At 70.4% G+C, this 13999-nt stretch carries 12 protein-coding genes and 1 riboswitch; of the genes, 9 read left to right on the forward strand and 3 right to left on the reverse strand.

Annotation, left to right across the window (positions count from 1 at the left end):
- Nucleotides 1-29: 29 nt before the first annotated feature.
- Nucleotides 30-974 carry an ROK family protein gene (locus ACPT94_RS12460; protein WP_425245833.1) on the reverse strand — a complete coding sequence of 315 codons (945 nt, stop codon included), beginning with the start codon at nt 972-974 and terminating at the stop codon, nt 30-32.
- 217 nt (nt 975-1191) lie between these two features.
- Between ACPT94_RS12460 and ACPT94_RS12465 the strand changes: the two genes are divergently transcribed.
- From ACPT94_RS12465 to otsB, 3 genes are all read left to right on the forward strand, one after another.
- The gene (locus tag ACPT94_RS12465; protein ID WP_425245913.1) at nt 1192-2415 is read left to right on the forward strand and encodes an extracellular solute-binding protein; all 1224 of its coding nucleotides are present in this window, start codon (nt 1192-1194) and stop codon (nt 2413-2415) included.
- 22 nt (nt 2416-2437) lie between these two features.
- A complete protein-coding gene (locus ACPT94_RS12470) occupies nt 2438-2677 on the forward strand; it encodes a DUF3263 domain-containing protein (RefSeq protein ID WP_360334165.1) in 240 nt (79 codons plus the stop codon).
- 187 nt (nt 2678-2864) lie between these two features.
- On the forward strand, nt 2865-3719 hold the full coding sequence (otsB, locus tag ACPT94_RS12475) for a trehalose-phosphatase (protein WP_425245834.1): 855 nt from the start codon (nt 2865-2867) through the stop codon (nt 3717-3719).
- A gap of 262 nt (nt 3720-3981) precedes the next feature.
- Here otsB and ACPT94_RS12480 read toward each other — a convergent pair whose 3' ends face one another.
- Both ACPT94_RS12480 and ACPT94_RS12485 read right to left on the reverse strand, forming a co-directional pair.
- The gene (locus ACPT94_RS12480) at nt 3982-5427 is read right to left on the reverse strand and encodes an alpha,alpha-trehalose-phosphate synthase (UDP-forming) (RefSeq protein ID WP_425245835.1); all 1446 of its coding nucleotides are present in this window, start codon (nt 5425-5427) and stop codon (nt 3982-3984) included.
- A 105-nt stretch (nt 5428-5532) separates the two neighbouring features.
- Nucleotides 5533-6477 carry a glucosyl-3-phosphoglycerate synthase gene (locus tag ACPT94_RS12485; protein ID WP_425245836.1) on the reverse strand — a complete coding sequence of 315 codons (945 nt, stop codon included), beginning with the start codon at nt 6475-6477 and terminating at the stop codon, nt 5533-5535.
- A 170-nt stretch (nt 6478-6647) separates the two neighbouring features.
- Nucleotides 6648-6795, forward strand: a riboswitch (SAM riboswitch).
- Nucleotides 6796-6813: 18 nt separating this feature from the next.
- On the opposite strand from ACPT94_RS12485, the gene thrC reads away from it, so the two are divergent.
- The 6 genes from thrC to ACPT94_RS12515 all read left to right on the forward strand — a co-directional run bounded on the left by thrC (nt 6814) and on the right by ACPT94_RS12515 (nt 13979).
- Complete coding sequence (gene thrC, locus ACPT94_RS12490; RefSeq protein WP_425245837.1) at nt 6814-8094, forward strand: threonine synthase; 1281 nt, start codon at nt 6814-6816, stop codon at nt 8092-8094.
- Between the two features lie 116 nt (nt 8095-8210).
- Nucleotides 8211-8486, forward strand: a complete 276-nt coding sequence (locus ACPT94_RS12495) for a ubiquitin-like small modifier protein 1 (RefSeq protein WP_360334180.1) — start codon at nt 8211-8213, stop codon at nt 8484-8486.
- 452 nt (nt 8487-8938) lie between these two features.
- Complete coding sequence (locus tag ACPT94_RS12500; protein ID WP_004986573.1) at nt 8939-9142, forward strand: cold-shock protein; 204 nt, start codon at nt 8939-8941, stop codon at nt 9140-9142.
- A 391-nt stretch (nt 9143-9533) separates the two neighbouring features.
- On the forward strand, nt 9534-11156 hold the full coding sequence (gene groL / locus ACPT94_RS12505) for a chaperonin GroEL (RefSeq protein ID WP_360334183.1): 1623 nt from the start codon (nt 9534-9536) through the stop codon (nt 11154-11156).
- 245 nt (nt 11157-11401) lie between these two features.
- Nucleotides 11402-12610, forward strand: coding sequence for a S8 family peptidase (locus tag ACPT94_RS12510; RefSeq protein ID WP_360334185.1), 1209 nt, complete (start codon nt 11402-11404; stop codon nt 12608-12610).
- Between the two features lie 244 nt (nt 12611-12854).
- Nucleotides 12855-13979 (forward strand): NADH:flavin oxidoreductase, encoded by a 1125-nt coding sequence (locus ACPT94_RS12515; RefSeq protein WP_360334188.1) that lies wholly within the window; start codon nt 12855-12857, stop codon nt 13977-13979.
- The last annotated feature ends 20 nt before the right edge of the window (nt 13980-13999 follow it).

Below are 13999 nucleotides of genomic sequence, written 5' to 3' on the forward strand. Positions count from 1 at the left end.
GCTGTCCCGCGCCCCTGGCTGGGCTGCCATCAGGGAGTTACCTCCATACCGTTCGTCGTGTTGAGGAGATCCCACGCCAGCAGGCCCGCGCCTCGGCATCCCGCCGTGTCGCCCAGTGCCGCGGGGACGATCTCCGGCAGTTTCTGGAAGGTGATCCGCTGCCGGACGGCGTCCCGCAGTGGTGTGAACAAGGTTTCTCCCGCCTCGGCGAGGCCGCCACCGATGACGAGGGTGCGGGGGTCCAGCAGGGTGAGGGCGGTGACCAGGCCGTCGGCGAGGGCGTCGACCGCCTGCTGCCAGATCCGGACGGCGTTCGGGTCGCCGGACGCGACGGCCTTCGCGCAGTCGGCCGCGTCCGCCTCCGGGTCCCCGCAGGCCCGCGCCCATGCCTCGCTCACCGCCGCCGCCGAGGCGAACCGCTCCAGACAGCCGTGCTGGCCGCACGGACAGGGCGTTCCGCCGGGCCGTACGACGATGTGGCCGATCTCGCCCGCGAAGCCGTGCGCGCCCGCCTCCACCCGGCCCTCGACGCCGATCGCGCCCGCGATGCCGGTGCCCAGGGCGACGAAGAGAAAGCGGTCGGCGCCCCGGCCCGCGCCGATGCGGCCCTCCGCGAGGCCTCCGGTGCGTACGTCGTGGCCGAGGGCGACCGGGAGGCCGCCGAGCCGTTCGGAGAGCAGGTCGCGCAGGGGCACCTCGCGCCAGCCGAGGTTGGCCGCGTAGACGGCGATGCCGTGGGCCTCGTCGACGATGCCGGGGACGGCGACGCCTGCCGCGGACGCGGGCTCGCCGAGGTGTTCGGCGCCGTGTTCGCGCAGCTCGGCGGCGAAGTCGAGGATGCCGGCGAGAACCGCGTCGGGGCCGCGGTCGCGCCCGGTGGCCCGGCGGGCGCGGTGCAGCAGCGCGCCGTCCGCGCCGACCAGGGCGGCCTTCATCCCGGTGCCGCCCACGTCGAGGGCGATGACATGTCTCACGGGAGACAGTGTGGCCCGAGGACCCGCGAGAGGTCTAGTCCACTTGCGCTCGTTAGGTCATAATCCGACTGGTGGTGTAGACCTTGATCCGAATAACGGTTTAATTGGTCGGAGCATTCATATGGGTTTCACGGGGCTCGGCCGTCAGGCAGCAGGAGAAGCAGTGCAGCGGCGGGCAAGGAAGTCGGGAACGATCGCGGTGGCGTCCGCCCTGAGCATGACGGCGGTCCTCGCCGGCTGCGGGGCCGGCGGTGACTCCGGCGACGTCACCCTGAGACTCGTCGCCGCCGACTACGGCGACAGCAGCGCCAACAGCTCGAAGAAGTACTGGGACGAGCTCGTCGAGGCGTACGAGAAGGACCACCCCGGCGTCACCGTCGACGTGACCGTCTACTCCTGGAACGACGTCGACCGCGAGGTCAAGGAGATGGTCGACGCCGGCAAGGCACCCGACATGGCGCAGATCGGCGCGTACTCCGACTACGCCGCCGCCGACCTGCTCTACAAGGCGGGGGAGGTGCTCTCCATCCCCGTCCAGGCCGACTTCGTGCCCCAGCTCGCGGACGCGGGCGAGGTGCGGGGCGTGCAGTACGGGATGCCGTTCGCCTCCTCGACGCGGCTGCTGTTCTACAACAAGAGCCTCTTCGAGAAGGCCGGGATCACCGCGCCCACCACCTGGGCCCAACTCGCCGACGACGCCGAGGCGCTCAAGGCGGAGGGCGTGAAGTACCCCTACGCGCTGCCCCTCGGGCCGGAGGAGGCGCAGGCCGAGACCATGCAGTGGCTGCTCAGCGGCGGAGGCGGCTACACCGCGACCGCCACCGGCTACAGCCTCGACTCCACCGAGAACGTCGCGACGTTCTCCTGGCTGAAGAACGAACTGGTCGGCAAGGGACTGACCGGGCCGGTCGCGCCGGGCGAGCTGAACCGGGCCGACGCGTTCGCGGCGTTCGCCGCCGGGCAGGTCGGGATGCTCAACGGGCATCCCTCGCTGATGAAGACGGCCGCGAAGAAGGGCGTGAAGTTCGGCATGGTGCCCATGCCCGGCGTCGACGGCCCCGCCAAGGTCTCCATGGGCGTCGCCGACTGGATGACCGCCTTCCGGCAGAACGGGCACGCCGACCAGATCAAGGAGTTCCTGAGCTTCGTCTACAGCGAGAAGAACGTCCTCGACTTCTCCCGCGAGTACGACCTGCTGCCGGTCACCAACTCCGCGTCCCAGGTCATGAGCGAGGCCTCGGAGGACGCGGACCTCAAGCCGTTCCTGGACCAGCTGCCGGTCTCCCAGCTGTATCCCGTGGGGCGGACCTCCTGGGCGACGGTCAGCGCGGACATCAAGAAGCGGATCGGGCAGGCCGTGACGCCGTCCGGCAGCCCGGCCGGCGTCCTCGGCCAGCTGCAGGCGACGGCCACCACCGTGGCGAGCGGCTCCGCCGGGTGAGCCGTTGGGTTACCGTGCGGGCATGGAGCGGCCGGAGGAAGAGCTGGGGGCGAGGGAGCGGGGCATCCTCGCGCTGGAGCGGCGGGGGTTTCCCGCGGCGGGGGTGAAGGAGCGGGCGATCCGGGAGGAGCTGGGGCTGTCGCCGGTGCGGTACTACCAGCTGCTGAATGCCCTGTTGGACGATCCGAGGGCGCTGGCGCATGATCCGGTGACGGTGAATCGGTTGCGGAGGGTGCGGGAGGCTCGGCGGGCGGAGCGGTGAGGTTGTGCGGGGCAGGGTTCTTCGCCCCCGCCGCCCCTACCCCTTCCCGTCCCCTGGGGGCTCCGCCCCCAGACCCCCGGTTCGGCCCTGAACGGGCCTCGTCCTCGAACTCCCCCGGAGGGGGGCACCCCCGGACCGGCTGAGGTTGCCCGGGGTTATCCTCACCGGCCGCGGTTATCGTCACCGTATGGACTCCATGGAACCCGGACTCCCCACCCCCACCACCCCCCACGGGCGACAAGCTCTCGAAGCGATCCTGGCCGGTCCCCGCACCGCCCTCGTCGCTCTCGACTTCGACGGCACGCTCGCGCCGATCGTCGAGAACCCGGACGACGCCCGGGCGCACCCGGATGCCGTGCCCGCCCTCGCGGAACTCGCCCCCAAGGTCGCTTCCGTGGCCGTCGTCACCGGTCGCCCCGCTGCCGTGGCCGTGCGGAACGGGGGGTTCGCCGGGGTGCCGGGGCTGGAGCGTCTCGCCGTGCTCGGGCATTACGGGGCCGAGCGGTGGGACGCACGCACCGGTACCGTCTCGGCGCCCGCCCCGCATCCCGGTGTCGCCGCCGCGCGGGCCGAGCTGCCGGGGGTGCTGGAAGCCGCCGGGGACTGGCAGGGGACGTGGGTGGAGGAGAAGGGGCGGGCCGTCGCCGTCCACACCCGCCGGGCCAGTGATCCCCAGGCCGCCTTCGAGGCCCTCCGGCAGCCCCTCGCCGACCTCGCCGCCCGGCACGGGCTGATCGTCGAACCCGGCCGGATGGTCCTCGAACTGCGGCCGCCCGGCGTGGACAAGGGCGTGGCACTGACCGAGTACGTCCGTGAGATCGGCGCCGAGTCCGTCCTCTACGCCGGCGACGACCTCGGCGACCTTCCCGCCTTCGCCGCCGTCGAGAAGCTCCGCTCCGACGGCCTCCCCGGCCTACTCGTGGCCAGCGGCAGCACCGAGGTCACCGAACTCGCCGAGCGCGCCGACCTCGTGGTCGACGGGCCGGCCGGTGTGGTGGGGCTGCTGAGTGCGCTCGCGGGTCAGCTCGGGCGGCTGGGCTGAGTTTCCGGCGCTGCTTGCAGTTGTTCGAGGTAGCGCCGGGGTCAGCGAACTGGCCGAGCGCGCCGACCTCGTGGTCGAGGGGCCGGCTGGTGTGGTGGGGCTGCTGGGTGCGCTCGCGGGTCAGCTCGGGCGGCTGGGCTGAGTTTCCGGCGCTGCTTGCAGTTGTTCGAGGTAGCGCCGGGGTCAGCGAACTGGCCGAGCGTGCCGATCTCGTGGTCGAGGGGCCGGCTGGTGTGGTGGGGCTGCTGGGTGCGCTCGCGGGTCAGCTCGGGCGGTTCGGCTGAAGCTCTCGCAGCGCCTGCAGTTGTTCCAGGAACCACTGGGCCGGAGGCAGCGCGGTCGCGGCCGCCACCAGCCTCTTGGTGCGCTCCGCCCGCTCCTCCGGCCTCATGGTCAGCGCCTCGTGCAGGGCGCGGGCGGTCTCCAGGACGTCGTAGGGGTTGACGACGATCGCGTCGTCGCCCAGTTCCCAGTACGCGCCGGCCTCCCGGGACAGCACCAGCGCACAGCCCTCGTCGGAGACGAGCGGGACCTCCTTCGCGACGAGGTTCATGCCGTCGCGGATGGGGTTGACCAGGGCCACGTCCGCGAGGCGGTATGCGGCCAAGGAGCGGGCGAAGTCGTCCTTGACGTGCAGGACGACCGGCGTCCAGCCGGGTGTGGCGTACCGCTCGTTGATCTCCGCCGCCACCCGCTGCACCTCGGCCGTGTACTCGCGGTAGACGGCGAGGTCCTGACGGGAGGGGTAGGCGAAGGCGACGTGGACGACGCGCTCGTGCCACTCGGGGTGGTCGTCGAGGAACTGCCGGTAGGCCAGCAGGCCGCGCGCGATGTTCTTCGACAGTTCGGTGCGGTCGACGCGGACGATCGCCTTGCGGGCGCTGCCGTCGGGGGCGGTGCCGATCTCCTCACGGAGGCCGGCCATGCGTTCCTCGACGTCCGGCTCGTGGGAGCGGGCACGCAGGAAGTCGCCGTCGGCGCCCAGGCCGTGGACACCGACCTCGGTGCTGCCCAGGCCTGCGGTGAACTCCGTGCAGCACGCCGTGAACGCGTCCGCCCAGCGCCGGGTGAGGAAGCCGAGGCGGTCCGCGCCGAGCATCCCGTTCAGGAGCTGCGCGCGGATGTCGCCGGGGAGCAGGCCGAAGTAGTCCACCGGCGCCCACGGTGTGTGCGAGAAGTGGCCGATGCGCAGGTCCGGGCGCAGTTCGCGGAGCATGCCTGGGACCAGACAGAGGTGGTAGTCCTGGACGAGGACGGCCGCCCCGTCCGCCGCCTCCTCCGCCAGCGCCTGCGCGAAGGCGCGGTTGTACGTCTCGTACGACGCCCACCGGCGCCGGAACTCCGCGTCGAAGACCGGCTCCAGCGGGGTCTGGTACAGCAGGTGGTGGATGAACCACAGCACGGAGTTGGCGATGCCGTTGTACGCGTCGGCGTGGACGTCCGCCGGGATGTCCAGCATCCGCACCCCGGACTCGCCCACCCCACGCCGTACCGCCTCGCGGTCGCCGTCGGAGAGCGCCGAGCAGACCCAGAGGGCGCCCGCGTCCGGGCCGATCGCCGACAGACCGGAGACCAGCCCGCCGCCCCCTCGCCTGGCGTGCAGCGAACCGTCCTCGCGGACGGCGTACGAGACCGGGCCGCGGTTGGACGCGACCAGCACCTGAGCACCTCGAGCACCCTGAACAGCAGCACCGTGCGTGGAAGCCATACGCCTCAACCTAGCCCGGTCCGGATCCGCTCAAACGTACGGATGCACTGCGTGGACGGGTCGTATCCAGCCGTATACGGCCTGCCCACCGTGTTACGCGCCCGGCTACGCGACCTTGCGGGCCGCGTACTCCGCGATCTCCGCCATCGGCGGCCGCTCCTCCGTGTCCACCGAGTAGGTGCGCGGCTCGAAGCCGTCCGCGCCCCGCTCGAACTGGGTGAGGGAGGGACGGACGAGGTGCCCGCGGGCCAGCCGGAGCTGGGCCGTGCGGTAGATCGCCGCCGCCATCCGGCCGAGCGCCTGCCCGTCCTGGTGGCGGTGCTTGCGTACGCCGACGTCGACCTGGGCCAGCGCGTCCAGGCCCACCAGGTGCAGCGCGTCGACCAGCATGCCCAGCTCCACGCCGTAGCCGACGGGGAACGGCAGCTGTTCCAGCAGGCTGCGGCGGGCCGCGTACTCGCCGCCGAGCGGCTGCACGAAGCCGGCCAGCTGCGGCCAGTGCATGTTGAGCAGGGGGCGGGCCATCAGTTCCGTCACCCGGCCGCCCTGGCCGGCCGCGCCGCGCAGGGGACGGTCGTACATGGCCTTGACCAGGTCGACGTCCGGGTCGGTGAGCAGCGGGCCCACGATCCCCGAGACGAAGTCGGAGGAGAACTCCTTCAGGTCGGCGTCGACGAAACAGACGATGTCCCCGGTGGTGACCAGCAGGGAGCGCCACAGGACCTCGCCCTTGCCGGGCACGCTCGGGATCCGGGGGAGGATCGTGTCCCGGTGGACGACTCGGGCGCCGGCCGCCGCGGCGACCTCCGACGTACGGTCGGTGGAGCCGGAGTCGACGACGACGAGCTCGTCGACGAGCGGGACCTGCTGCATGAGGTCGTGACGGATGACCGCGACGATGTCGCCGACGGTCTCCTCCTCGTTCAGCGCGGGCAGCACGACGGACACCGACCGGCCCGAGGCCCGCTTGGCGGCCAGGATCCTGTGGAGCGGACGATCGGTCACGGACCAGGAGCGGGTGGCCAGCCAGCGCTCGACTTCTTCCAGCACGGTCTGCGGCTCCTCACTGTCGTGATCACACGCGGTGCCCGGAGGGTGACCGTGTGATCCGTCTCGCGGTTCGGACGACTATCTCAACTGTCCTGGCCTTCGGTTACAGTCTTGAACAACGCGGATGACCATCGCATGTCCGGGGGTCGCCCGCGTTCACAACCACATACCGCTCATCCAGAGGGGCAGAGGGACACGGCCCGATGAAGCCCCGGCAACCCTCCAGTCGGTTCTTGTCACACGGAAGTGGCGAGGCTCCCGGCTAGGGAAGGTGCCAAATCCGTCTCACGGCGAGATGCGTCGTGAGGAAGATGAGGAGAAAGGGCCTCGCCTCACATGGCTGCGCAGACAGTTGCCACCACCAACTCCGTCGACCTCGGTCCCGCCGCCGCGCTGAGCTGCCGCGAATGCGGCCACCGCGTGCCCCTCGGCCCGGTCTTCGCCTGCGAGGAGTGTTTCGGCCCGCTCGAGATCGCGTACGACTTCTCCTCCTACGACACGGAGGAGCTCCGCAAGCGCATCGAGGCGGGCCCCGCGAACATCTGGCGCTACGCGCCCCTCCTGCCCGTCCCGGCCGACGTGGCGGACAAGCCCAACATCAACCCCGGCTGGACCCAGCTCGTCAAGGCCGACAACCTCGCCCGCGAGCTCGGCGTCGACGCCGGCAAGCTCTTCGTCAAGGACGACTCCGGAAACCCGACGCACTCCTTCAAGGACCGCGTCGTCGCCCAGGCCCTGGAGGCCGCCCGCGCCTTCGGCTTCACCACCCTGTCCTGCTCCTCCACCGGCAACCTCGCCGGCGCCGTCGGCGCCGCCGCCGCCCGCGCCGGCTTCCGCTCCTGCGTGTTCATCCCGCACGACCTGGAGCAGGGCAAGGTCGTCATGGCCGCGATCTACGGCGGCGAGCTCGTCGGCATCGAGGGCAACTACGACGACGTCAACCGCTTCTGCTCCGAACTCATCGGCGACCCGGCAGGCGAGGGCTGGGGCTTCGTCAACGTGAACCTGCGGCCGTACTACGCCGAGGGCTCCAAGACGCTGGCGTACGAGATCTGCGAGCAGCTCGGCTGGCGGCTGCCGGACCAGATCGTGGTGCCGATCGCCTCCGGTTCGCAGCTCACCAAGATCGACAAGGGTCTGCAGGAGCTGATCAAGCTCGGGCTCGTCGAGGACAAGCCGTACAAGATCTTCGGCGCGCAGGCCGAGGGCTGCTCGCCGGTGTCCGTCGCCTTCAAGGCCGGCCACGACGTCGTCCGCCCCCAGAAGCCGAACACGATCGCCAAGTCCCTGGCCATCGGCAACCCGGCGGACGGTCCGTACGTTCTCGACATCGCGCGGCGTACGGGCGGCGCGGTGGAGGACGTGACCGACGAGCAGGTGGTCGACGCGATCCGGCTGCTCGCCCGGACCGAGGGGATCTTCGCGGAGACCGCCGGTGGTGTGACGGTCGGCGTCACGAAGAAGCTGATCGAGAGCGGGCTGCTGGACCCGAGCCTCACGACCGTCGTCCTCAACACCGGTGACGGCCTCAAGACGCTGGACGCGGTGGCCGGGACCGGGCTGACCGCGACCATTCGTCCCAACCTGGAGTCGTTCCGGGAAGCTGGTCTCGCGTAAGCGCGTAGTTGTTCGTCTGCGGGCCGTGCGTGGCTGGTCGCGCCCGCGCGGCGGTAGCCGCACCTTGAGCACAGCCCCGCGCCCCTGGGGGCGCTGTACAGACCGGAGGTCACATCGTGAGCGTCACCGTCCGCATCCCCACCATCCTGCGTACCTACACCGGCGGTCAGGCCGAGGTCTTTGCCGAGGGGGCCACCCTTGGTGAGGTCATCGCCGACCTGGAGAAGAACCACACCGGTATCGCCGCGCGCGTTCTCGACGACCAGGGCAAGCTGCGCCGGTTCGTCAACGTGTACGTGAACGACGACGACGTCCGGTTCGAGCAGGGCCTGGAGACGGCGACCCCGGACGGCGCCGGGGTGTCCATCATTCCGGCGGTCGCGGGCGGCTGACCGAGGTTCAGTACCCGCCGGTAGTAACCGTCGGTAACAGCGATTACCGAGAGTTCATCGAATTGCCCCCTCCGTGAGAGAAGCGGAGGGGGCAATTCTGTGTGGTTGAGCGCGGTACAGTTGGGGAACGCGCCGCCCATCGCATGCCGGGCGCCCTGGAATTTCGGCTTCGCATGCGATGAGAAGTAGCCAAAGTGTGCAGGTGTTTTGCGCCTTTCGTTCCCTTTGTGGAGCCCGACTTGCCCTGAATTCGGGGGAATTCTCACCATATTCCGGACCCTTGGCGTCCGGAATTCTCGTCCGATTGACCTGTTGCAGACGGCAGTTGGACAGATACATTCAGCCGCGGTCGACGCGTTCCGGCGCACGCCCCCAATCAACTGGGGGGTGAGGTCTGACCCGGGTCCGCGAAGTGTGGATCTGTGCAAGGGCCAGTAATAGGGGAGTTAGGCATGGCTCAGGGCACCGTCAAGTGGTTCAACGCGGAGAAGGGGTACGGCTTCATCGCGGTCGACGGTGGTGCGGACGTCTTCGTCCACTACAGCGCGATTCAGATGGACGGCTACCGCACCCTGGAAGAGGGCCAGCGGGTCGAGTTCGAGATCTCGCAGGGCCAGAAGGGCCCGCAGGCCGACATGGTTCGCGTCACCGCCTGAATATTTTTCAGCGAAGGGCTCGCATCCCGACGGGGGTGCGGGCCCTTCGTGCTGCCCGTGCGGGCCCTTCGCGCCGGCCGCGGGGGCACACCGCAGGCCGCGGGCCCCTTCGCCCGGTTCGTCCCGGGACGATCACCCCGAGCCGCTCGCTCTCACCCGCCACCCGACCGCCACCCTCAACGAGCCGGCTTCGCGGGCGCACCTTGCACTCGGGAGGGCCGAGTGCTAATCATTGGCGTTAGCACTCTGAAGGTGAGAGTGACAACGAAGGACCGGGTCGGTGAGGCTCGCGGGCCGGGTGGGGCAAGGAACCACCGGGTCGGGAGCCGTCCGTCGCGGGCGCGGGCGCGGTCCGAAGGAATCACCCCCAGTCCTGGAGGGACCACTTCACATGGCCAAGATCATCGCGTTCGACGAGGAGGCGCGGCGCGGCCTCGAGCGCGGCATGAACCAGCTCGCGGACGCCGTCAAGGTGACCCTCGGCCCCAAGGGCCGCAACGTCGTCCTCGAGAAGAAGTGGGGCGCCCCCACGATCACCAACGACGGTGTCTCCATCGCCAAGGAGATCGAGCTCGAGGACCCGTACGAGAAGATCGGCGCCGAGCTGGTCAAGGAAGTCGCCAAGAAGACGGACGACGTCGCCGGTGACGGTACGACCACCGCGACCGTTCTCGCCCAGGCCCTGGTCAAGGAGGGGCTGCGCAACGTAGCCGCCGGCGCCAACCCGATGGCCCTCAAGCGCGGTATCGAGAAGGCCGTCGAGGCCGTCTCCGCCGCCCTGCTCGAGCAGGCGAAGGACGTCGAGACCAAGGAGCAGATCGCCTCCACCGCGTCCATCTCCGCCGCCGACACCCAGATCGGCGAGCTCATCGCCGAGGCGATGGACAAGGTCGGCAAGGAAGGCGTCATCACCGTCGAGGAGTCCCAGACCTTCGGTCTGGAGCTGGAGCTCACCGAGGGTATGCGCTTCGACAAGGGCTACATCTCGGCGTACTTCGCGACCGACATGGAGCGTATGGAGGCCGTCCTCGACGACCCGTACATTCTGATCGCGAACTCCAAGATCGCGAACGTCAAGGACCTGCTCCCGCTCCTGGAGAAGGTCATGCAGTCGGGCAAGCCGCTGCTGATCATCGCCGAGGACGTCGAGGGCGAGGCCCTGTCGACCCTGGTCGTCAACAAGATCCGCGGCACCTTCAAGTCCGTCGCCGTCAAGGCCCCGGGCTTCGGCGACCGCCGCAAGGCGATGCTGAACGACATCGCCATCCTCACCGGCGGCGAGGTCATCTCCGAGGAGGTCGGTCTCAAGCTCGAGAACACCTCCCTGGACCTCCTGGGCAAGGCCCGCAAGGTCGTCATCACCAAGGACGAGACCACCATCGTCGACGGCGCCGGCTCCTCGGAGCAGGTCGCGGGCCGCGTGAACCAGATCCGCGCCGAGATCGAGAACAGCGACTCCGACTACGACCGCGAGAAGCTCCAGGAGCGCCTGGCCAAGCTCGCGGGCGGCGTGGCCGTCATCAAGGCCGGTGCCGCCACCGAGGTCGAGCTCAAGGAGCGCAAGCACCGCATCGAGGACGCCGTCCGCAACGCGAAGGCGGCCGTCGAGGAGGGCATCGTCGCCGGTGGTGGCGTGGCCCTGCTCCAGGCCTCCCAGGTCTTCGAGAAGCTGGAGCTCGAGGGCGACGAGGCCACCGGTGCCGCCGCCGTCAAGCTGGCGCTCGAGGCCCCGCTGAAGCAGATCGCCGTCAACGCCGGCCTCGAGGGCGGCGTCGTGGTGGAGAAGGTGCGCAACCTGACCCCGGGTCACGGTCTGAACGCCGCGACCGGTGAGTACGTCGACCTGGTCGCCGAGGGCATCATCGACCCGGCCAAGGTGACGCGCTCCGCGCTGCAGAACGCCGCGTCGATCGCCGCGCTGTTCCTCACCACCGAGGCCGTCATCGCCGACAAGCCGGAGAAGGCCGCGGCCCCGGCCGGCGGCGGCATGCCGGGCGGTGACATGGACTTCTGATCCTTCGAAGACCTTCGAGGATCGGTTCCGTCCGTTCGTACCGAGGGCGGCACCCCCTGTTCCGGCAGGGGGTGCCGCCCTCGGCCGTTCGCCCGGCGGACCGGGCCGCCCATACGCAGCAACCGGCCGCCACAAAAGGGCGAACCGTACTGAAGTCACATATTTCGCTTGAGTGATGAGGTCATCCTCGCTGGAGCAGTAACCGCGCACAGGGTTACGGGCCCGCCCGAGGAAGGCTCTTCAGCATGCGAAAAATCTTCACGACCCGGCGCCGAGCCGTCGCAGCCGCCGCCGCGGTCGTCGCGGCCGCCGCGATGGGAAGCGGCGCCGTCCTGCCCGCCGAGGCGGCCCCGGCCGGCGGGAAGGTCCTGAACGAGAACTCCCCCTACGGCATCGACAACAGTTACCTCGTCACGCTGAAGTCGTCCGCCGGATTCAGAGCGGCCTCGCAGGAAGGCCGGCGGCTCGCGGCCAAGTACGGCGCCACCGTGGAAGCGACCTACACCTCCGCGATGAACGGCTACGCCGTCCACGTCAGCGCCGCCGGAGCGCGGAGTTTCGCGGCGGATCCCGACGTCGCGTCCGTCGAGAAGGACCAGAGGGTCACCCTCGACGCGACCCAGACCAACCCTCCTTGGGGACTCGACCGGATCGACCAGGCGGCGCTTCCGCTCAGCAGGACGTACACCTACCCCAACACGGCCGGCAACGGTGCCACGGTGTACGTCATCGACACCGGCGTGCGCATCACCCACCAGCAGATCTCCGGGCGCGCCGCCTACGGGTACGACGCGATCGACGGGGACACCGTCGCCGCCGACGGCAACGGACACGGCACCCATGTCGCCACCACGGTCGCCGGCACGACATACGGTGTGGCGAAGGCCGCCAGGGTCGTGGCGGTGCGGGTCCTCGACAACGGCGGTTCCGGCACGACGTCGGGCGTCATCGCGGGTGTGGACTGGGTCACCGCCCAGCGCGCCCGTCCCGCGGTCGCCAACATGTCGCTCGGCGGCGGCGCCAGCACCGCGCTGGACAACGCGGTGAAGAACTCCATCGCCTCCGGCGTCACCTATGCCGTCGCCGCCGGCAACTCGAACGCGGACGCGGCCACTTCCTCGCCCGCCCGGGTACCCGCCGCGCTCACCGTCGGCGCCGGCACCAGTGCCGACTACCGAGCCGCCTACTCCAACTACGGCCCGGTCCTCGACCTGTTCGCCCCAGGCTCCTCCATCACCGCCGGCTGGCACACCGGCGACACCGCCACGGCCACCCTTTCCGGCACCTCGATGGCCACCCCCCATGTCGCGGGAGCCGCGGCCGTCTACCTGACGTCCCACCCCACCGCGACCCCGGCGGCCGTGCACAGTGCCCTCGTGAACGGAGCGACGACCGGAGTGCTGCGCGACATCGGCACCGGCTCGCCCAACAGGCTCCTCAAACTCGTTCCCTAGGCCCTGTCGTTTGGATCATCCCCGGCGTCGCGGGGCCTGGCCGCACCGCGCGGACCGGCCGGCGACCTCCGGGTTCGTACCGTGTCCGGGGTCACAGGGGCTCTCGGCGCCAGGGCGGAATGGCAGGGACGGCGGAGCGGTTGACGTTCCCGGGCGGTCAATGCGTATGCACATACCGCCCGGAACGCCAACTGCCCGATGACGACTGCTCGATGTCCGACGACCTCTTCGAGGAGCCCCTGACGTGACCGTCACCCCCGCCGCCTCCCGCGCCGCCGAGATTCTCTCCCGGCCCGTCTCGATCAACGGCCTGATCGTTCCCAACCGCATCGCGATGGCGCCCATGACGCGCATGTTCTCACCGGGGGGCGTCCCCGGCGAGGACGTGGTGTCGTACTACGCCCGCCGGGCCGCCGCCGGTGTCGGTCTGATCGTCACCGAGGGGACGTACGTCGGCCACGAGTCGGCCGGGCAGAGCGACCGGGTGCCGCGGTTCCACGGCGAGGAGCAGCTGGCCGGGTGGGCGAAGGTCGCCGAGGCCGTGCACGCGGCGGGCGGGGCGATCGTGCCGCAGCTGTGGCACATCGGCATGGTGCGCAAGCAGGGCGAGCCGCCCTACGCGGACGCTCCCGCCGTCGGCCCCTCCGGCATCCGTGTCGACGGAACCGAGGGCACCGGCAAGGCGATGACCCAGCGCGACCTGGACGACGTCATCGGCGCGTTCGCCGAGGCCGCCGCGGCCGCCGAGCGCATCGGCTTCGACGGCGTGGAGATCCACGGCGCCCACGGCTACCTCATCGACCAGTTCCTGTGGGCCGGCACGAACCGCCGCACCGACGCCTACGGCGGCGACCCGGTGGCCCGGACGAAGTTCGCCGCCGAGATCGTCGCGGCCGTCCGCGAGACGGTCTCGCCCGAGTTCCCGGTCATCTTCCGCTACTCGCAGTGGAAGCAGGAGGCGTACGACGCCCGGCTCGCCGAGACCCCGGAGGAGCTGGAGGCCATCCTCACCCCGCTTGCCGCGGCCGGTGTCGACGCCTTCCACGCCTCCACCCGCCGCTACTGGCTCCCCGAGTTCGACGGCTCCGACCTCAACCTCGCGGGCTGGACGAAGAAGCTCACCGGCAAGTCGGCCATCACCGTCGGCTCGGTCGGCCTCGACGGCGACTTCATCAAGGGCTTCCAGGGCGAGGGCTCCCCGGTCAAGGGCATCGACGACCTCCTCGACCGCCTGGAGCGCGACGAGTTCGACATGGTGGCCGTGGGCCGTGCCCTGCTCCAGGACCCGGAGTGGGCGGCGAAGGTCCTCGCCGACCGCTTCGACGAGCTGAAGCCGTACGACGCGTCGGCGCTGAGGACTCTCAGCTGACGGTCGACGCACCGGTGCTG

The sequence above is a fragment of the Streptomyces aurantiaciflavus genome, assembly GCF_049808595.1.
Lineage (GTDB): Bacteria > Actinomycetota > Actinomycetes > Streptomycetales > Streptomycetaceae > Streptomyces.